At 55.3% G+C, this 19,931-nt stretch carries 11 protein-coding genes; 2 read left to right on the top strand and 9 right to left on the bottom strand.

Annotated elements, in window-relative coordinates; all coding sequences use genetic code 11:
- Positions 1 to 1,441: 1,441 nt before the first annotated feature.
- Positions 1,442 to 2,149, bottom strand: coding sequence for a hypothetical protein (locus FVV99_RS01645; RefSeq protein WP_148252246.1), 708 nt, complete (start codon positions 2,147 to 2,149; stop codon positions 1,442 to 1,444).
- A 475-nt stretch (positions 2,150 to 2,624) separates the two neighbouring features.
- On the opposite strand from FVV99_RS01645, the gene FVV99_RS01640 reads away from it, so the two are divergent.
- Complete coding sequence (locus FVV99_RS01640) at positions 2,625 to 2,822, top strand: helix-turn-helix transcriptional regulator (protein WP_201745005.1); 198 nt, start codon at positions 2,625 to 2,627, stop codon at positions 2,820 to 2,822.
- A 325-nt stretch (positions 2,823 to 3,147) separates the two neighbouring features.
- Positions 3,148 to 3,807: an inovirus Gp2 family protein gene (locus FVV99_RS01635; RefSeq protein WP_161598949.1), complete on the top strand. Its 660-nt coding sequence runs from the start codon at positions 3,148 to 3,150 to the stop codon at positions 3,805 to 3,807.
- 165 nt (positions 3,808 to 3,972) lie between these two features.
- On the opposite strand, the gene FVV99_RS01630 is transcribed toward FVV99_RS01635, so the two are convergent.
- The 8 genes from FVV99_RS01630 to FVV99_RS01595 all read right to left on the bottom strand — a co-directional run bounded on the left by FVV99_RS01630 (position 3,973) and on the right by FVV99_RS01595 (position 19,930).
- Positions 3,973 to 6,135, bottom strand: coding sequence for a UvrD-helicase domain-containing protein (locus tag FVV99_RS01630; protein ID WP_148252244.1), 2,163 nt, complete (start codon positions 6,133 to 6,135; stop codon positions 3,973 to 3,975).
- Positions 6,132 to 12,704 carry a DEAD/DEAH box helicase gene (locus FVV99_RS01625; RefSeq protein WP_161598948.1) on the bottom strand — a complete coding sequence of 2,191 codons (6,573 nt, stop codon included), beginning with the start codon at positions 12,702 to 12,704 and terminating at the stop codon, positions 6,132 to 6,134. Before FVV99_RS01625 ends, FVV99_RS01630 begins: the two co-directional genes overlap by 4 nt.
- Before the next feature lie 108 nt (positions 12,705 to 12,812).
- Positions 12,813 to 13,934 carry an HNH endonuclease gene (locus FVV99_RS01620; protein WP_148252242.1) on the bottom strand — a complete coding sequence of 374 codons (1,122 nt, stop codon included), beginning with the start codon at positions 13,932 to 13,934 and terminating at the stop codon, positions 12,813 to 12,815.
- Positions 13,934 to 14,653 (bottom strand): OmpA/MotB family protein, encoded by a 720-nt coding sequence (locus FVV99_RS01615; protein ID WP_236645260.1) that lies wholly within the window; start codon positions 14,651 to 14,653, stop codon positions 13,934 to 13,936. Before FVV99_RS01615 ends, FVV99_RS01620 begins: the two co-directional genes overlap by 1 nt.
- A complete protein-coding gene (locus FVV99_RS01610) occupies positions 14,653 to 16,515 on the bottom strand; it encodes a MotA/TolQ/ExbB proton channel family protein (RefSeq protein ID WP_148252241.1) in 1,863 nt (620 codons plus the stop codon). The genes FVV99_RS01615 and FVV99_RS01610 overlap by 1 nt, the downstream gene beginning before the upstream one ends.
- 56 nt (positions 16,516 to 16,571) lie before the next feature.
- Complete coding sequence (locus tag FVV99_RS01605; RefSeq protein ID WP_148252240.1) at positions 16,572 to 18,809, bottom strand: GmrSD restriction endonuclease domain-containing protein; 2,238 nt, start codon at positions 18,807 to 18,809, stop codon at positions 16,572 to 16,574.
- A gap of 375 nt (positions 18,810 to 19,184) precedes the next feature.
- Positions 19,185 to 19,664 carry a hypothetical protein gene (locus tag FVV99_RS01600; protein ID WP_148252239.1) on the bottom strand — a complete coding sequence of 160 codons (480 nt, stop codon included), beginning with the start codon at positions 19,662 to 19,664 and terminating at the stop codon, positions 19,185 to 19,187.
- Positions 19,661 to 19,930, bottom strand: a complete 270-nt coding sequence (locus FVV99_RS01595) for a hypothetical protein (protein ID WP_148252238.1) — start codon at positions 19,928 to 19,930, stop codon at positions 19,661 to 19,663. The genes FVV99_RS01600 and FVV99_RS01595 overlap by 4 nt, the downstream gene beginning before the upstream one ends.
- Position 19,931 lies beyond the last annotated feature (1 nt).

Raw genomic sequence — 19,931 nt, 5'->3', positions numbered from 1 at the left:
GTGGCAGGGAGAGAAGTGAGCTATGAGTAGCAATACTGGCGGACAGGTGCAAGGTACCGCAAGCCTTCTGGTGATCAATCGCTTATTTGGGGCTGGAGCCCGCGGCGGTCCTGAGACAGGCCCGGATCTTGAGCTCATCCAGCCAGACGATGGTTTGCGGCGGGAGCGGTATTCTGATCCCAATACCTGACTTGCTACGTTCCCCCGATAGATCCCACTGCCTGTTCTCTAGATCAAATTCGGCCCACTGGGCTTCGATCAGTTCAGTCTTGCGCACCCCTAGAGTGAGGAGAAGGGCGCAGGGCTTGTTTCCCTGGGCGGGAAGCTCCAGTCCAGGGGTGAGCGTTTGAAGTGGGGAGTATCCATAGGAAAATCGAGCTTCTTGGTGGGTAGTACACTGGTTTACTCCCCATTTTGCGCTGGCTTAAGCTAGATTTTCGTAGACAGCTATAGACAACCAATCAGAAAATTTTTATTGAAAACAGTATATTATGTAATTGTGTAGATGAGGATGGACATCACTCGATATTCTGGATCTTAAAATGGGGCATAAAAATTATTTTATTGTAAATCAATAGGTTGGCATATATTTTGTAATGAGAATCCGAGGTTACTCCCCACTGTACTCCCCAATTGAATGAGGCTGCCAGTCGCTGCCGGGTCAAACAGGGCGCTGGTTGGGTAGGGAGCTAGGCGCATTCTACTTAAGCGCCACAACCATGGCGATTTACTGCCCGCGTCGCCACCCCGGCCAAGACAGTGAAGCCTGAACCCCAAGCTGACACTCAGCATGTCACGCAAGCGCCAGGTTAGTAGCTGCGGCCGGTTCTTGACCAGACCCCCTGAGGCCCTCCGTAGGTGATCAACATGCTGGAGGCACGTCGCGGATGCAGCCCTTTCGCTTTCCGGCACCCTTTGAGCGGAGATCCGTCTTTGATCTTGATGGCACCGGTGCTGATGGCGGCGCTGTATTAGGGCCCTATAGTGTCCTTATTTCCCAAGAGGTTTTTACTCCAGCTTGAGTCTACACCGCTGTATTTTTTCTCATGTTAGAGTCCAATATATCCGCATATCATAATAGGAACGAAAGTTGGGGAAGTTACGATGAATTCAGGCTTCATCTTACCCCGATTTTTAGAAGAGACTTTATGCATTTCTCGTATACTGTATTTAATACATAGCATCCGTCAGGACCCCATAGGCAAGGGTGCTTATCTTTCTTCAGGTCTCAACCGATGATAATTATTAATAACTTGAAGCTCAGTTTTGTATACTAAGGCTTTTTTAGTGTGAGGTTTTTTCCAATATTTTCCGTGGCTAGGCAGACTCAAATGCTTGGGGATCTGAGTCTGCACCAGTACGGATTTCTTGGCTAGTTTAATCAAGCAACGCTACAAAAATGAGTGACAAACCTAGGAAGAATTTTTATACGTTTTTATCCTTATTCGCTAATTAATTGTTTCGTATTAAGTTTTGTCACTATGTCCAATGGGAATGTCTTTGGAGTCCAAGATTGGACTTTTCTCAAGGCTTTTTTTATGGTTTCGCTTTCATATGATAATCTTTCTTCTTTAAATTCTTTAGTTCCGATGTGTGTATGAATTGAGGGGTGATTAGCCTTGAAGGCATCCGTTTCGTATTGGATCATTTTGTTCAAATTCTCCTCTAGCAGGTATAGGAGAATGTTCGTGTACATTTCAATTTCAAAAATTTTACGCTTGTGAGATTCCCTTGTTATTTTGAGTCGTTGTGAAAATATCTCTTTCTGCCTTTTGATTTCATTTCTCCGCTCTTCATCTCTTTGGGCTTCATCGTCTATCAGCTCTTCTAGCGTTTCGCCCAGTGTCTTACCTTTTTTCTTTGCGAGGCTGTTCAGTTTTCTCTTTTTTTCTTTATTTATTGTCAAGCTGAATTCTGTTTTCCCTTTTCTTTTTGCTCTGGCCTTTTTTTGTCGCCAAGCAGACTTCATGGAATTTACTGCAAGGATATAGTTAGGGTTGGTGTTGTTGTTTTTTTCAAGCTGAATCAAATATTCATAGCAGGTTGGAGGAAAGGGGAATGTATAAAACCCCTTTTTTTGAAGGTATTCTAAGGCCCAATTATGTTGTTCTTCGTCATTAGCTTTTAACCACTGGATTAAGCCTGTCATTTCTATTTTCTCTTTAGGTTAAGGTTGTGTTTGTGGGCTAGCCCGCTAGGGGTCCTTGCTAGGTTAGCATAACAACGTGTCAAAACAACGGTACGTAACAACGTAACGTTACCACGTGACGTAACAACGTTGCTGTTATCAACATAACTAATTGATATTGCTTTGTATAGCTTGGGAAGTAGAGATATAGAAACGCACTACCTAGTCTTGAAAAGGTAATGCCATAGGTGAATAGCAAGGTTGCATAAGGGCGCTTACAGCAAGTGCAATGCCACTTTGTGGAAAGGCAGGGAGTCTGAGAGCCTCACGATCTTCTGCACAGCCATGTTCCCGGCTAGACGTTATACGCTTTTCTCATTCGGTGAAGGTAGGCATGGTTTGCGCTTTGATTCAAAAGCGGTGGGTAAGGGGAGAAGAGTTTTAAATTAAAAATACTCCACTTCTTGATCTCATGAGGGACTGACAGGAGTTCATTATGAGCATTAAATTAATCCGAATTAAAGACGTCATGGACCGTACCGGGCTTGCCAGGTCCACGGTATACAAGTACATAAACGAGGGGAAGTTTCCAAAACCTATAAAACTCGGAACTCGAGCTGTTGCCTGGGTGGAGGATGAAATCGATACCTGGATACAGGAGTCCATAGAGCGGAGGGATATAGATTCAGTGTGAAGTGAAGAAGTGAGAGTTAAATGATGTAATTGCAGAGCTGGTTTTCCACCATCCACTACCTTCGTTTACCAGAGCCAACCCGCATTGCTAGTATCTGAATCAGCGTCTCTGACCCTTGTTTAATTATTATTATCAACTCCATTAAATACTTGTAAGAGTGGAGGAAGGTACCTAGCCCCGTATCTAACAGGGAAAGGGGACATAAAGTAACTCCCGCCTATAGATCTATGAATCCATCGTGCAGCTGGAGAATTGACCATGCCTATGGAAACTACCCATGGCTTGTTGGCCATCGGTAGTTCCATGTGAGAACAGGAGATATGACATGTCACTGCGGCACCCTTACAACCCTAACCTGCACTTGAACAACGACACTTCATTCAGCGGCATGGACGTCCAAACGAAGTATTTACCGATGGTGACCGAGTATCTTGAGGGGACCTATTTGACGCTTCAGAAGGCGTTGTATGACTATCCCCGAGTGCTTGCTATCCGGTTTGAGCCGGTCATTCCTACAGCGATCAGCAACACGATGTCAGTGGAAGATCATAAAAGTTTGATCATGAAATTCATTGATGCCTTGAAGGCCATCATCAAAAACGACCGCGAGCGAAAGCGTCGGAGCGGTAGGGCATCCGACACTAAAGTGCGTTACGTCTGGTGCCGCGAGGTGGACGCTAATGGCAAGCTTCACTACCACTTCTTCTTGATTCTTAATCGAGATGCCTACCACATGCTCGGCAGGGCATGCTCTCCCAACGAGAACCTCATCAACCGTATCTCTCGGGCCTGGTATAGCGCACTGGGCGTTCAGTGGAACTTCCAGGAGCCATGGATACATGTACCGAAGAACCCAATGTACTGGATCGACAGGGATGATGCCGAGAGCTTCCAGAGGGCCTTCTATCGAGCTTCCTACCTGTGCAAGGCTAAGACAAAGCGCTACGGCCGGGGGATGCGGGCTTTCGGTACCAGTCTGAACTGAACCGTAAATAGCCTTGTATACTCTAGTCATCCGTCAGGCTCTGAGCAGTATTACCCTCAGAGCCGATGGTTGATAAGTCATGGTTCGTGCCATGATAGCTTGGACTTCTACGAAACCTATGGGAACTCTATAGGGGGGCGCGACCCGATGTCATTATTAGTAGGGCTATTGTTTGAGGAAGTCACTTTGCTGTCCGCTACTGGTGATGAATAGGCGTTCAATGGCACGCGTAGCGGCCACATGCAGCAAGGCACGCTCGTTGAGTTCACGTTGACGCTTTTCCACCGGGTCTTCGGTCCGCCCGGTGTGCTTCGCGGGAATCACACCGGCGTTGACACAGGCGATATGCATCTCGCGAAACTCGAGCCCCTTGACACGATGCAGGGTCGCGAGTCGCACGCCTTCCTGCTCCGGATCGTCCGGCGTGTCTCGGGAAATGGGGCGTGTCGTCACGCCGCGCGTTTGCAATGCGGCGTGGATGCGATCGAGCAGCCTCTGAGTGCGGGCTGTCACACAGCTATCGGCGCCCGGGCTCTCTCGGGCGTCCTTGTCATGTCGTGCCAGATGGAATTTGAGATGCTCGGCGAGCGCATCCATCTCGGCGTCGAAATCCGGATAGTGATGAACCTGAGGTATCTCGCCCTGCAGCAGTGAGCGATAGTCTTGCTGGCTGTCGCTACCTTCGTCCAGGTCGTCGATGGCCTGGCCTTCCAGCAGAGCTACGGCGAAGCGGCGGGTCTGTTCGGTGGTGCGGTAGTTGATGCGCAGTTTCTTGCCGCGCCCTCGAATGTTGATACCGCAACGCGAGAGGGATGCTCGACGACCATAGATACGCTGATGACCGTCACCCACGATGAAAAGGTCATCGCGGCCTTCCGGCACCAGGTGGCGCAACAGAGTGAGTGTCTCGGCGCCGAAATCCTGCGCTTCATCGACGATCACATGTGACCAGATAGCGTCCAATTCACCGCGTTCGACCATGCTGATGGCCTCGAAAACGCCATCTTCGAAAGGCCGTAGACGGGCATGGCTGAGTTGCGCGCGCATTTCCTCGAAAACGGGCCATATCGCCGCACGCTGACGTCGGTTGAGGGCCACTCCGCGACCGGCGCGTGATGCGCGGAAGTAGTCCTGTCGTGTCATCACATGCTGAGGCAGGATCACCTGCTGGAATTCTTCCCCGTAGAAGCTGGCGGGTAGGTCGGGATCATCAGGCTGCAGCTGCATGGCCCGCTTCCAGGCTTGCTGGTAGCCCTTGTCCGAGGGGTAGACCAGTCTCGGTGCACCATCGCGTTTGATCAGACGTGATACCAGGCGGTTGATATTGATGACCTCGAGGCGAGCCATCTCGTCATCACGACAAAGCTCTCGGAGCTGGTGCTCGATATCCGTGGCCAGGTTACGGGTGAAGGTCGTGACCAGAATCCTACCCTGCCCATCGTCGGCCATGTCATCGACCAGGCGCCGGGCCAGCCAGCGCGCTCGGTGCATGGCTACCACGGTCTTGCCGGTTCCGGCACCGCCGAGCACTCGAACCGCGCCATTCCAGTGGCGCTCGACCAGCTGGCGCTGGCTGGGGTGCAGGAAAACGCGCCAATGAGCCAGGGGAGCCTGCAGCATATGTTGTAGTTCGTGCTCTTCCTCCACGACCCGAAAACGGCGCTGACTATCCGGTCGTTGCAGGGCAGTGGCGAAATCCTCGCGATCGACCGGCGTCTGAGTATCGGGGACCCCGTAGGTTTCCAGCACCTCCTGAAGGGGCTCGCCATGGGCAAGAAACATCAAGGCTTCCAGCGCCTCGGTGGGCAGGCGAGCGGAGAGAGCCTCCAGCGCCGCGACAGAGGTCAACTGTTGTACCTCGGAGATCAACGGTTCTGGCACCCCTAGTCGGAGCAATTCGCGCTCTCTGGCCTGGCAGATCGGCTGAGTCTCCCGAGTATCGTGTTGTTCTTCGATGGTGTGGGTGGCTTCCTCGTCAGCCACCTGTTCCGTCGAGGACGAGAGGATCTGCAGACTGCCGGTCTGGGGGTGAATATCGACCCGATGGCGGAAGGCCCAGGCATAGGCATCGTCGTGCTTGTCGACCCACAGCAGCACATAGACATTGCCTCGTTCAGGCTTGAGTACGATGGTTCGATATTCGTCATCGACTCGGATCGAGCGCAGGTTAGGATCGGTCGTGGCCAGGGTCTCGTAGTTGAGTCCCGGCGAGCGTGGATTCTCGCGGAACTTGGTGACCATGTTCATTACCTTGCCCTGCTTGCGGCGAGGAATCTGCGCGTACGCTTCCAGAAATTCCTGAGAGATCGCGACGGTGATCTCGCTCATGGTTCACTCCTTGTCTCGGCGCCAAGCCAGCCCATCAGTGTCTCTATGGCGGCTTTGTCCTGTGTTGTCACCAGCTGCCAATCTGACAGCACGGTTTGCCAGTCATCGGGGAGGTCCTCTTCCAGCGCCACGGCGACGCGAGCCGACTCCCAGGCCAGCTCCAAGGTAATGGAAGCTTCTCCCGATTTGTCCAGCACATCCAGCCCTGGGGTGGGTACCGGCAGACCACGGCTGGCCAGTTGCTCGACAAACTCTCCGGACAGCAGGGTCAGGTCATCCGCCATCAATGCTTGCCAGCCGGCGTCAGTGTCTTCTGCGGTATTTTCGTGCTTGGATTGCCAACTGATGGACGTCAAACTAGCGCATTCCGCCACCATATCGCTGACCACGCCCTTCTCCACCCCACGTACCGAGCAGATTGAAAAGCGCGGCACGAACTGCAGCAGGTTGGCTGCATGCCAGAAGGCCCGCCAGCGTGCCTCGCCTTCGGCACTGTCGGGCAGGTGGCGATCATCCAGGCTCAAGTGAACGTGCAGCTCCCGGCTCAGGCGCTGGGCGTTCTGTATGGCCTGAGCCGAAATGCTGACCGTGACCTCACTGCTTGCCGAATCTCCAGAAGCATCGCTGTTGCCCAGCGCATTCATCACGCCGCCGAGCAGCACCTGGCGGGAGTCGGGCACGAGGGTGTGGCGAACGGCATTCGGCGCATTCTCGGCGAGCTCCAGGTCGATGGTGTGGCGCAGACCGGCCTCCTTGAGGGTGCGCTCGTCCAGCCAGTGAAAGGCCTGGCCGAGCGCAGCCTGGGCCAATGTCTGTGCCGTCCCGATGGGGGTGCGTAAATAGGCCAGCAACCACTTCAGTGAACTTGCCTTGAGGTCTTTTAGGCCATCATGGCGGCTGGTGGTACCCAGCCTGGTGGCAAGCCCTTGATAGATAGCGCCCAGATGCTGTGCTGGCTCGCGCTGCCATAGCGGCACCTCCAGCTCGGCGTTTTCCAGGTCACGCCAGCCCAGCGTCCATACATGAAAGCGACCGGATGCCAGTACTGCTTGGCGCTTGGCCGTATCATCATCCAGTTGGTCGTGGTGGTATTGAAAACCATCCAGGTAGAGTGCCACCGGTCGTGCATGGCGGTTGCTCTCGCTGGTGGGCCACAGTACGAAGTCCGGTCGGGTTGCCAACATCACTTCATCCGCCGGCCCCAGATTGCGCTGAGGCTCGATGCGCCAACTGGCCAAACGGGGCGTACCATCTTCTTCGCGGCCGGTGGTGATCGTCAGCCTCCAGCCAGGTGTGCCCTCGTGCAGCTCGGGCATCAAGCGAATGTCGGATTCCTGGTGGGCGAGGTAATCGATGAAGCGCTGCTCCAGCTCGCTTTCCACCAGTGCATTGAGGTCGATCTGTTCCAGGCCATCGATGGTGATCAGCGAGTCGCGCCGGCTCAAGATACGCTCCAGCAACTCCATGGCGCGACGCCTCGAGATATGCACCATGTTGCGGCTCTCGCGATAGGCGAGCAGGCAACGGTAGCAGCCATCGAGCTGCTCATCGTGCTGGCAGTCACACTGGCTCAGATGGTCATGGGCCTTGCTCAACATGGCCAGCAGGGTCTCCGGCGACTGCATCAATTCCTTCAAGTAGCCTGTACCGCCCGGGACGCTGTCGTGCAGCACCAGGTAATGGCGTGAAGGCTCGCTTCCCTGGCTCGGTGTCTGTTGTTCGGTCACCTTGAGGTGATCCACGTTGCCATGGAAGTGCTTTTTCAGCCCAAGGTGAAGGGCCGCAATCAGCGAATGGCGTGCCGTATCGGACATGGCGATATCCGAGAGCGGCAACAGCAGGCGCAGTGCTTCGGATGACAACTCGCGGTACAGGAAGAGACTGTCCAGAAAATCATCTTCCTGCTCGACGGCGCCGCGTTGGGCTTTCTTGCAGAAGCGCTGGTGACGCTCGCTGGGTTTCATTTTGGGGCGTTGCACCTTGCCGCAGTGCTTGCAGACACGAAATCCGCTCCGCGGCTGTTCCTCCCCGGCTACCTTGAGCGAGGGTGCCTGGTCATCGTGGCGACCGAAGTTGATCTCGCGAAAGCGCGCCCGGGGGATATATTCGAAGCCGAAAGGGCACTCCGGGTCATTGAGGCGATAGGAGAAACGGGCGCTGTGCGGCGCGATATCGGTTAGCAACTGGCGAACATAGAAGGACGGCTCGCGCTGTTCACTGTCATCGCCGATGCGGCTGTCACGGTCCCGCACCGTCGCGGTGACCTCGCGAAGCCGCAGCAACTGGCGTTTCTGGGCGCTGTCGGCCCACTGCGGGCTGCCGCAACGCGGGCAGGCGCCATGCAGATCCCCGCTGCCGATATTCTCGCTGTAATGGCAGTGGTTGCACAGTCGCCAGGTCTCGACGTCACTCAGACGCATGTTCACCTGGTCGATCTTCAATGCCCGACCCACGGCATAGAAGGTATTTTCCGGGGCGAGTTCGACCAGGGCATTCTGGGCCGGGCGCTGAAAGTCATAACTCACCACCTCGTAGGACTTCGCCGGCTTGTTGGCCCGGACAGGTTTGGCGTTATCGGTGGAGGTGGTGTCTTCGCGTTCCGCCTGGCGTACCGAACGAATCACCACCCCGTTGAGTGTGACGCCTTCCTCCGGGAAGGCGTAGTTGGGCAACAGCCCCTCATCGGTGAAGAAGTTGAGGGTGTGCTGGGCGTCCAGCCGCCTGGCCATTTCCATCAGGGCGCGTCGTTCGGTTTCGATGGCCTCCATGGCTTCCTGAATGGCATCATCCTGAGGCTGCTGGCGAAGACGCTCCAGCTGCTTCTTGTGCGCCTTGATGGTCTCCCGCCAACTCTGGCGTTGCTTCGCCTTGTCGTGAAGACGGTTGTTGATGCGGTAGCGTAGACTGCCTTCGGTGGTTTCGTCATTGGTGAAGTAGGCATGCAGATGGGTCCTGGCTTCGCTATCCAGCGCCGGAAATAGCGTACAGAACTGCTCGAATAGCCAAGCTTCATGGTGATCGATGAACGCCAGCAAGGTATGGGGAAAACCGTTGCGATCCTCGCGCCGCATGTTGTCCAGCACGGACGACAGGCGTATCGGCAGCATCGTTTCGTCCAGCTTGCTGCCGCGGGCCGCCTCGGCCACCCAATGGTCGAAGGCAAAGGCCATCAGTTGGCGTTCCAGCACGGCAGTGGCCTGCAGAAAGACCCCCGGCGGCTGCACGTTGCCGGCCATCATTTCGCGGGGCTCGGCGTAAAAATACAAATCATGAGGCGCGGCGTTGGCGATGGTCACGTTCAGGGCATTGCCGTCGCGGCGGCCGGCACGACCGATGCGCTGCAGATAGTTGGCCTGAGAGGGCGGCGTCGAACACAACAGCACCGATGACAGATTGCCGATGTCGATGCCCATTTCCAGTGTCGGCGTGGCCGAGAGCAGATTGATATCCCAAGGGCGCTGGCCGCTGATGAAGGAGCGTTCGATGCGTGCGCGCTCGTCGCTTTCCAGCAGGCCGGTGTGCTCGTGACTGACGAGGCGAGTCGGGGAGTTACTGGAGGGTGGCAGGGCCCACTTGAACCGGCTGGACAGGGTCAGCTCGCCGCCGCATTGAGGCTGCAGGCAGTTCATGCCCTGCCAATGCTCTTGTTGTTCATGTGCTATCTGGTGGCGCTGGCCGCAAGCGTTACATCGCATGGGTAGCGGCTGAGTCACAGCATGCCAGTGAGGGCGTTCCAGCCCCCAGACGGCACGCCCCTGCGGTGTTGCCACCGTACGTATCAGGCCGATTCGCTCCAGGGCACGTAGTGCCAGCTGGTAGGCCTGAGCCACATCGTTCGCCAGTACCTGGTCACTGTCCAGCTGCTTGAGAAACCAGCTCTGGTACCATTGGCCCCCGCCGCGTTGCTTGCCGTTAATGCTGTCGAAGTTCTGCGATACCGACTCCAGGCTGAAGAAGGCGGGAGGCACAGCGCGTGGGCCGTAATTGGGCAACCACGGGCTATTGCGGAAAAAGAAGGTGTTGCCGCCGTTTTGCACATAGCCTTCCACCTCGGGGTGCGCAAAGGCGCCACGGGTGCGCATGCGATGCAGCACGCCGAGCAGGAAGCGTGTCGTTTGCTCGTGGCTGACTTCGCCGATGCCCGGCAGTTCCTGAGCCCAGTCGTGGGCTAGGCGCTCGGCGGCGGCTTCCAACAGGGTGGTATCCACCGTCAGGGTGACGCGCCCCTGGCGCTCGAGCGTGCGGCCAATCTGGCTGCGCAGTCCCAGCTCGGTATGAAGTTCCCAGTCGAGCCGGCGACCGACCAGCTCGGGCAGGTCGCTGTCGGCCGGCAGCCGACTCTCACGCAGCAGATGATCGGCATCTTTCAGCCAGGCCATGTTGGGGGCCAGCCAGCGACCTACGAAGTCCGCATCGCTGCCCGCCTGGCGCCGCATCGACTCGGCGAAGGCCGTGCCGAGACGGTCCAGCGAGAGGGCCTGGCCACGGCTGGCCAGCCAGCCATTCATGGCCTGGCGCAGCGCCTGGCGCCAGGTACGCGCTTCGAAGAAGCCGGCACGGTGAGCGGCATCCTGCACGCTGTCGGAGAACGCGATGGCCTTACGATCGTTGTTGTAGGGTGACTGGTACAGACGTGCCAGCAGGGAGCTGGAAAGCGAAGCGGCCCGAAACCCCAGGATCGACAGGCCGCCGCGTGACAGACAGCACGGACAATGGTCTGTCGAGGATATCAGGCGTTCCTGGCGTCGCTCCTGCAACGAAGGCTGCCAGACCCGCAGCAGGCCCTGGCCACCACAGTCCGGGCAGTGTCCCTGGGCGTCGCCATGAGTCAGTGAACGGCAAGCCGGACACAGCTGCTTGACCTGGCCTTTTCGCTGCGGCGGTGGAGCCGAGTCGCTTAATGGATACAGCAGGCAGACATTGGCCCCTTGCTGGAAATACTGGCGATAGAAGGCCGAGAGATCCTTGTCGATCTTCCGGTCGTCGTCAGCCTTCAGGGTGCCCCAGGCCGCGCTGTGGCAGTCTCGGCAATGCACCAGCGGCAAGTGCAGCGACTCGCCCTCGGGGTCGATCTGTCCCGGTACGGGGCGGCCCTGCGGGTCATCGTCGGCATACAGTAGCTCCGGCGTATCGCCAACTCGGGTGACCATGCGGGTCAACTCGCGCAGCCAGAGTTGCAGACGCACCGTGAGCAGAGGAACCAGCAAGGGCTCGTCATTGTTGCGCGGCATGGTTTCACGGGCCGCGGACACCATGGTCAACAAGCTGTACAGTACCACATGCGCGTCACCACTCCACTGACGCTCACGTTTCCAGCGTTGCAGCAAGGTCTCCAGGTCGGTTACCCCCTGGCTGTCCTGCAAGAGTCGATGGAACGCCTCATGCCGCTTGAGATCACGGCCCAGGGCGACCAGTGCCCGAGAATGCTCAGGATGTTCGGCATCGCGCAAGGCGCCAAGGTTGGTCTCCAGCGGGGCGCTGCCTTCGATAAACCACTGCTCGAAGGCCGCCGCCAGATAGGCTGTCGGCTGCTCGAAGCGCTGAGGGTCCAGTTGCTGGCGCGAGGCGAGGTCGGCCGGCCAGTGATGAAAGGCCGGCTCGCCCTGTGAGGCTCTTGCCTTGTCGAGATACTCATCGGCCGACAGACGGTCTTCCAGTACCAAGCTTTCCTCGAAGAAGTCGGTGGCGAAAATCTCGGTCGCATACTGGCGTAGCTGCTTCGATGCCGAGGCATCCCCGATGGTCGCCGAGGTGCCGACGCAGGCCAGCTCATCGCCGATCGACAAGCGATCACGCAGGCGACGGATCAAGCACGCCAGGTCGGTGCCCTGGGCGCCATCGAAGGTATGCAGCTCATCCACCACCAGATAACGCAGCACCCCCGGCGAGTTGTAGCGCCACAGCGGCTGGTCCTTGGGCCTCATCAGCAGGAAATCCAGCATCTTGTAGTTGGTCAGCAGGATATCCGGCGGGTTGTCGCGCAGCGTCTCCTTGTCGGTGATGACACTGTCTGGCGACATGACATGGCTCGGCGAGGAGGAACTGTCGCCGGTAAAGAGCCCCGCGGTCAGCTGTATATCCAGCTCGTTGACCAGTTTGGCCATGCGACTGGCCTGGTCCGTCGCCAGCGCATTCATCGGATAGATGATCAACGCCTTGATGCCGCGCTTCTCGGTCACTGATGGATCGGCTCGCCGCACCGCACAGTGCTCCAGGATCGGCAGCAGGAAGCACTCCGTCTTGCCCGAGCCGGTACCGGTTGCCACCAGCGTCGACTGCTTTTCCTCACCGCTGAGCCGCTGAAAGGCCTGCTGCTGATGCCGAAAGGGCGGAAAGCCTGGGTTCACATGAGAAAAGGGCGGCGGCGCATCGTCACGCCGAAAGGGCAGGCCTAGCGACAGATACGGCCCTTTGAGGAGTTTACCTGACGTATCGAGAAAACGATCGATCAGCGCCGTCTCACCCTGCTGGCCCTCGCCACGGAAATAGGGCGTGGAGATCGGAAAGGCCGCCCGCAGATAATCGTGCAGACTCAGTTGTAGCTCATGGGCAACAAGGCTTGGCAGCATGCAGGCTCCTTCAGCATTTCCTGGCGCATGCGTAATGCCCATTCAAATTAACAGAAATGGTATGCTTCGCCGAGCTGCCATGAAGCAATGCGACAGATAGGACTTGGATCATAGGCGAGTCATAAAGGTCGTGAAGTTGTCGAGTGCCTCATGCACTTTGAAGACCTTCCATCCGAGGCGTTCGGCATGCAGCTTGTCTCGTTCATCAATGGCGATGCCCAAGCGTTGCAGTGGCCATGCCAGTTCAAGCATGCCTTTGACCTCTTCCTTGTCATCCTGCAGGTCGAGTCCGACTTCCGGTACTGGTAGACATCCACTTCGGCAGCGCTCGATGAATCCCCGGAGTCCGGAGTCGGCCAGACTGATAACCTCCTGCCAATTGTCGGGTTTCTGAAACTGTTGCTCATGCCGAAGCCGGGAAATGGTCTGCCTGTCGGCATGCGAGACATACATGCTTTTATGGAAGGCCTCCTTACTGTGGCAGTCGGCACAGAATGCCCTTAAGTTGGACTTCCGATTGTCGCTTTTTACGCCGTTGACATGATGTACATGTAGTAGCCTAGGATGATCCGAGAGAAGAATGCCGCACTTCTCGCAGGTGTACGCCTTTTCCTGGCGAAAGGCTCGCGAGATCTCCGGCCAGTCCGCTGTATAGCCGTCTGCTTCCCCCATCTTGCGTTGAGGTAAGTGGGTGAAGAAGGAGCTGTAGGTCTGGAAGAACTCATCTAGGTCGAAGTTATTGAAGGCCGAATAGTTACCTGGCTTGCTATAGCCTTGGTAGTTGAGATAGGTCAGGCAATTCTTGCAAATGCGTAGTCGTGTCCTCCCCTCTACGGGATGGCCTGTCATGTAGTCGTGACCGCTGATTTCGAATTCGCCAGAGATGTCATTGGTAATCACATAACGCTCAAAGCGACCTTCATTCCGCATCTTGTGCAATGTTCGGCACTCGGCGATGTGATACTTCTTGCCTGCCTCATCTGGGGCCACCAGGGCCTCTTGAACCCTTGACCCATGGTCCTGGATATAGAGGAGTACCTGCCTACCACGATAGGAAAGTAACCCATCCATGCTTTCCAGCTCGTTGATATCCTCCAGCTCGATACCTTCAGAGCCGAGCTTGTCTTCCCATGGCTCACGTGGAGTATCAAGGACGAAGTCATTCTCAATGGGGTCTCCCATCTTTTTGGCCGAGGCAAACAGGGCACTGAAGTCAACCGAGAGTTTCATCAGGTACCATCCAAAATTTGGCGGATCTGTGTATCGGCATTGGTAATGACGCGAAAGCTGACCCGACGAGACCTTTCGGTATCCTCATGGCCCTCCTCATCAAGTACGACACGCGATGAGGAAAATCCCACCGCTGCTACATTGGCCTTGATCCATTCCTGGTGTGTCGACACATCGGGAAGGTCGTACAAGTAGCCCAGCACAGATCTTGTTCTTCCCTGGGAGAGTTCCATGTTGTTGAAATAGGCTTCTTGATCCGTCGAGTCTCCCGCCCATAGGCTGCTGGTATGCCCTTCTATTCTCACCTCATTGATGGAGTCGGAAAAGTCTAGGAGGATGTCGAGGTAGCGTGGAAAGAAGTCGTTAAGGATTTGCTGGAACCGTGGTCGTAGCGACTCAGATCCGGTAGCAAATAGAACTTCAGGAGACTGGAAGGTAAAAGCCAGGGTGTCGTCATCGACACTCGCTTGCCATTCCTCTAGGTCATCCTCGAACTCGTCCATTAGGGCATCGTAGATGGCGACCTGATTCTCCTGATAGGCAACGGCGACTTCCTTGATGCGGTCGCGCTCGAGCAGTGCATGACGCATCAGGGCTATGGAGATGAATAGGAAGACCATCATCAGCCCGGCCATCAGGTCCGATACCGATAACCAATGATGCTCGTCATCCGTACCGGCACTGTGCCCTTTGCCGAAAAGCGATCTCATCTGACTCATCAGTACTGTCCACTATTGGCTGTCTGGACGACTTGCTGCATCTGTTGGGTCAGCCTCTGATAGTCTTGGGTGAAACGACCGGATATCTGGGTCAGTGCGTTCCCCATTTCTGTCATGACGCGATCGAGCTCTTGCTGCATGCTCTCGTCGACTGCCTTGAGCTGGGAGTTGACACTCTCGCCGGTTCGTTGAACGGACTGGCGCATGACACCATCCATCTGTTGGAAGGCTTCGTTCATCTGACGTGTCTGCATGCCAGTCATCTCCTCGACCGAGCGAGTGAGGCGTTGCTGCATCTGCTCGATGCTTTCGTTGACCTGGGTCTGGACAGAGCGGATATGTTGCTCCGTCTGCTTGCTGGCCTCTGCCAGAGTCTGGCTGAGGGTCTGGCTCTCCTTGGTCAGGGTTTCGCCCATATTGCGGACATGGTTGTTAACTTCCTTGAGGGCATCATCGAACTGCTCGGCGATCTGCTCAGACTTGCTTGCGACGGTATCGGAGGTCTGGGTCAGGTTTCGGCTTAAGTTGCCGAAGTTCGTGTTGATTGACTCCGAACCTTGAATAAGAGACTCGTTGACTTTGGCAGCCCCATCGATGAGGCGATCTGAGGCATCTTTGGCGCTATTGGTTAGGTCTTCGCGTAGCTTCTCCACACCTTCCTGGGTGGTCGCCTGGAACTGTTTGAGGAATTCCTGGAGCATCGAGTCATGTGCCTCGATGTACTTGTCGGAGTCATCCAGCAGTTTCTTATAGTGCTCGCTTGCACTCTGCGCGGCCCCACTGACATCACGGACCGTGCTATCCACTTGTTCGCGGATCGTCGGCACAGCTTCGACGGCCGCATCGCGCATACCCTTGAAGGCCTCTAGATGATTGCTGAGTTCATTGAGCTGGTGCCGAGTAGTCTCCAGTAGGGTTTTCAGGCCTTCCATGGTGTCGGGGATGGCACCAGCTTTCTCGCTTATATGCGTGACGGATTGTTCAGTCTGGGTGATGGCCTGAACTCCTTGATCATACTGCGCCTTCATGTCCTCCAGCTGATGCCGATAGTTCTCCTGCCACTCCACTAACTTCTGTACTGAAGCGTCGAGTGCCTTGAAGTTCTCGCCGAACTGCTCCGTGAGGTTCTTATTGAAGTCGGCAATCACCTCCTTTAGGGCATTGACGACCGTTTCGGTAGCTGACCGTGACAGCATATCGGCGAAATCCTTGAGCTGCTGCTCGAGATCCGACGAGAAGCGCTCGAACCGTTCTGACTGCTGCTCCGAATGCCTATGAAGCTCAACCATGACATCCAGTTGCTTTTTGTTGGTATCGTCGAGCTGGATGAGCTTGTCGCCTATGTCACGGTTATCACTGCGAAGCAGCTTTAACTGCGAAACGAGTGAGCCATCCTCATCGCCGGCGATAGCATGGCGCAGCATCTCTAGGCTCTCCGACTGGGCCTGCAAGCTGGCATGGATATCCTCGGGACCAATCTCCTCGGGTCCCACACCCGTCACTTCACCCGGCTGCATGAACTTGAAACTCGTTGTGAACACCTTGAAGGTGATTGCGGCAGCCATGCCCAGTAGGCTGGTCATGAAGGCGGTTTCCAAGCCGCCAAGAAGCGAGACAATGCTGCTGTCGATATCGGAAGGGTTGAAATGCATCAGGCCGATCACGATACCGATGAAGGTACCAAGAATGCCGAGAGAGGTAAGTAGGTTGGGGGCATAATGCGCGAAGCCGCGCATCCGGTCGGTCTTATAGCCATATAATGCCAGGAAAAAGGCACCGATGATCAGCCAGAAGAAGACAAAGGTGACGCTCTCCGCCTCCTGGCCTCGCAAAAATGCTTCAAGAGCTGCGGCTGGATTCATTGCAAAACCTCTGATGATGATTGTCTGCCGTTTGAGCGGGTCATGAATACCTCAACTCATGCCACACTGGCTTCTTTCAGCCGCTGAGTGAGCAGAGTCGGTGCCTTGCTGACTTCCTCAAGGCTGTAAAGGTGCCATCCGACCAGGGTTTCCGGAATCGGATTCGCCCGCCCCTGATTTGTCCATATCCCTACCTTGTGCTCTGGCCAGGCGAGTTCAAAGGAGCCAACGACACTTCGAGAGCTATTCTGCACATCATGGCCAACGACAGGCTCGGGCAGGTTATTGTCCATGACCCATTCAGCCACTGGTATGGCATCCTTACTCAGGTGCTGGGCCCAATCCGGGAGCACGGCATAGTGGTCGTCGAGAATATGCTCGGCCACATATCGCTTGAGTTTGTCGATCTCTTCGAATACTTGGTAGCCGGCCTTGTTAGCGGCTAATATCAGACTGGAATTCTCATTGAGCAGCAGTACGGCGGGTTCATCCAAGCCAGGCTGGAACCCCTCTGGCCAGGCTAGATCGAGGATGGCCTGTGGTTCGCCCGTTTGTTGATTGGTCAGTTCGTATTCCAGCTCCCCATCGGGTAGCTTCTGGGACTGCAGCCAGACCTGCAGTTCGCGCAGCTGCTGCTCCTCTTCTTCTGAGTCGATGCCACCCGGAATATCCCGCTCTGGAGCAGGTGCCGCCAGGGGCTCTACGCTTTCATCAAAATGATAGAGCTCATCGAGAAGGGCATTGGTTGCCTGGGCCAGCAGTTCGCGGCGAGCCTTGAGGAAATCGGGATAGCGTTCTATCTGCCACAACGACTCATCCAGCGGTACCCACTGGCTCTGGAGGGCATCAGGATAATTCTCGCGCACCTCCTCGAAGTATTCCACAGGCAGGCGGTTGGAGATGCTCAGATTTGACCCCTTGGTGAGGAAGCAGAAGTTGGCAAGTGAGTTGACCTGCTTGCGATCATAGCCGAACGCCCGCAGGCGGTGTTTGGGAAAGATGTGGTGGAGTTCCAGGCCGGAATTGCTGCCGAGCATATTCTTCTTGAGAGCAATGCCGAGCCCCCAGTCCTTGGCTGCGCCGACCCGAGTGAGCATGTAGAGAAGGGAATAGAAGCGGTTACCGCGAGTGTGACCGGAGAAGTGATCGGCGCGTACCTTCAGGCTGCCCCGCCACAGCGCCAGTTCCTGGATCAGTGCCTGGATACCGTCGGGTTGGTTATCCAGCAGGATATCGAGATCGCGAGATAGCACGCTCTCGGTGGAACCGGAGTAACGGCCCCAGATTGCCGAGTGGATATACCAGTAAAGCATGGCTTTGAGCGAGGTCTCGTCGCCGATCTTGCCACCCTGTTCCTCGATATAGCGAACAAGCACTGGAAACGCGTAATGGCCGGTCAGCACCTGCTGGTGGTCGAGTCCCAGGCGGTCACCGATCACGTCAAGCAGGTAGCTGATGTGCTTGATCGCCTTATTCAGCCCCCTAATGAATTGTTCACCATCCAGATCATGGATGAACACGAATCTGGCCTCGTTGGTGGTCAGCGTCGTGATACAGCGCAGTAGCCAGTCCAGCGAGAAGTGAAAGCCTTGAGCTTTCCAATCTTCTAGTGCCTGACGCATGCATACACGTGCATCCGGTTGGGTGGAGCAGATTCGAGCCAGCGCCAGATCGCCCTTGGACAATTTGGTGCCGCCGCTGTTGACCTTGTTGAAGATATCGATGACCACGTCCAGTGTTTTGTCCTCTCCGGAGATTTGCTCCACATGGACGTCGATATCACGTACATCACGTAGGCGGTTAAGACGATTCAGGATAGAAGACAGGTCATCAATGGAGATTTCACCTGAGTCCGGCAAGCTTTTCGTCATCTCTTCCGAGCCTTCGGCCATTAGTCTAGTGACGCTGATCCACTTGGGGTCATTGGCCATGCGGCTTGGCATGTAGAACGAGAACTCTTCAGTCTCGACATTGAAGAAGAGGTCCGTGAAGGCTCGCTCATCACCGTCGAAGAAGGCAGGCGGCTTGCCGCGTACGATACCGTAGAGGGAGGTTATGCGCTGCTGGCCGTCCAGCAAAAGGTTTACGGTGCCAGCATTGAGATGTTGATCGCCACGGTGGCCGACTTTGCTAGCATCGGTAGCCCAGGAGAGTAGGCTACCAACAGGGTAGCGCTTATAGAGGGAGGTCATCAGGCTGCGTACCTGGTCCCGATTCCATACATAGCCACGCTGGAACTCGGGCAGGGCGGTCTGACCGTTGTCGATCTGGTCGAGGAGAGTAGATATCTTCATCGCGCTCAGTTCCCCTAGTTCGCTTTTATAGTCTGAATTGGATTTTAGTATTTGGTGCGCAGCGACAGATAGTGCCCCTTGAGCAGCTTGCTGGGAGTGGTCAGAAAATGATCGACCAGTGCCGTCTCCCGCTATTTGCCGTCGTCGTGGAAATACGACGTAAAGCTCAGAAGAGCCGCCCTACGGATTCCACTTACTTCGGCAATAAGGAGGATACCCGTACCTACGCAATCACCTACCTAGACGCTGTATCTTTTGAATTTTAGCAATACCAACACCTACCCCCTTTTCTTATACGTTAGTTATTATCCACCGAATGGATATTTATTTTTCTACTTCACAAAATTCTTGGATATTCTCGGTTAAAATTAAACTTTATCCTGTATTTTTTGATTCTTTCCAAAGCGGCATGGATCTAATTCCCGTCCATGCTTTGTAAAAAAATGGCAGGGAAAGAAAAGAGACTAGTGCGTAGGTCCAATTGGCTTTATAGTGTTCTTTCTCCTCGGAGGAGAATGGAATCCAGCTTTCAGTGACCAATACTTCAGTTTTTGGAAAGGCATGAGGGAGGAACATGCCCAAAAAACTGACAATAAATCCGAGCATGATGAATGCTTCATTTTTCCAGCCCATGAAATTCCTACCTTTGGTTGCTAAGGCATAGTTGAATGTTGTCATGGCGACGATATAACCAAAAAGTATAGATAACGTTTTCGCTGTGCTGGGTGGTACAAGCTTGTTTAGCTCGGAATTATCGATGACGACTATACTTGCAAAAATTAGCATGCATGAAAATGCGGCTAGCGACAACATTCGCAATACGAAGCCTGAGCGTTTGGTCATTTCTAGGCTCATCTTTCCTCCTTCTTGACGTTCCCTTCTTTGCTTTTTATTTTCAGCCAAGCTTTAAGTACTTCTCTAGCAAGTAGGAAGAAGCAAGCCAGCGCCAATAATGGCCATAAGCTTAGAGCTGTTTCTCCGGCTTGTCTCACCATGGAATTAAACGTGAATCCTGAAGCTGCGACCAGGCCGGTCAAGGCTAAAATACTTGGCCATTTGCGAAGAGCTACACCCACTGACCGGGCTAGGATCAGTAAAGCGGGAGCAAGTGGAATTGCCATG

Origin of the sequence: Aidingimonas lacisalsi (genome assembly GCF_008079445.1) — a bacterium.
Classification (GTDB): domain Bacteria; phylum Pseudomonadota; class Gammaproteobacteria; order Pseudomonadales; family Halomonadaceae; genus Aidingimonas; species Aidingimonas lacisalsi.
The sequence above is the reverse complement of the archived record's forward strand: the minus strand, read 5'-3'. Positions and strand labels throughout refer to the sequence as shown.

Coding starts and splice junctions, on each gene's coding strand:
- FVV99_RS01615 (WP_236645260.1), bottom strand. CDS start 14,653: ATGAGTCAGATGAGATCGCTTTTCGGCAAAGGGCACAGTGCCGGTACG.
- FVV99_RS01620 (WP_148252242.1), bottom strand. CDS start 13,934: ATGAAACTCTCGGTTGACTTCAGTGCCCTGTTTGCCTCGGCCAAAAAG.
- FVV99_RS01630 (WP_148252244.1), bottom strand. CDS start 6,135: ATGAGCGAGATCACCGTCGCGATCTCTCAGGAATTTCTGGAAGCGTAC.
- FVV99_RS01635 (WP_161598949.1), top strand. CDS start 3,148: ATGTCACTGCGGCACCCTTACAACCCTAACCTGCACTTGAACAACGAC.
- FVV99_RS01640 (WP_201745005.1), top strand. CDS start 2,625: ATGAGCATTAAATTAATCCGAATTAAAGACGTCATGGACCGTACCGGG.
- FVV99_RS01595 (WP_148252238.1), bottom strand. CDS start 19,930: ATGGCAATTCCACTTGCTCCCGCTTTACTGATCCTAGCCCGGTCAGTG.
- FVV99_RS01610 (WP_148252241.1), bottom strand. CDS start 16,515: ATGAATCCAGCCGCAGCTCTTGAAGCATTTTTGCGAGGCCAGGAGGCG.
- FVV99_RS01605 (WP_148252240.1), bottom strand. CDS start 18,809: ATGAAGATATCTACTCTCCTCGACCAGATCGACAACGGTCAGACCGCC.
- FVV99_RS01645 (WP_148252246.1), bottom strand. CDS start 2,149: ATGACAGGCTTAATCCAGTGGTTAAAAGCTAATGACGAAGAACAACAT.
- FVV99_RS01600 (WP_148252239.1), bottom strand. CDS start 19,664: ATGAGCCTAGAAATGACCAAACGCTCAGGCTTCGTATTGCGAATGTTG.
- FVV99_RS01625 (WP_161598948.1), bottom strand. CDS start 12,704: ATGCTGCCAAGCCTTGTTGCCCATGAGCTACAACTGAGTCTGCACGAT.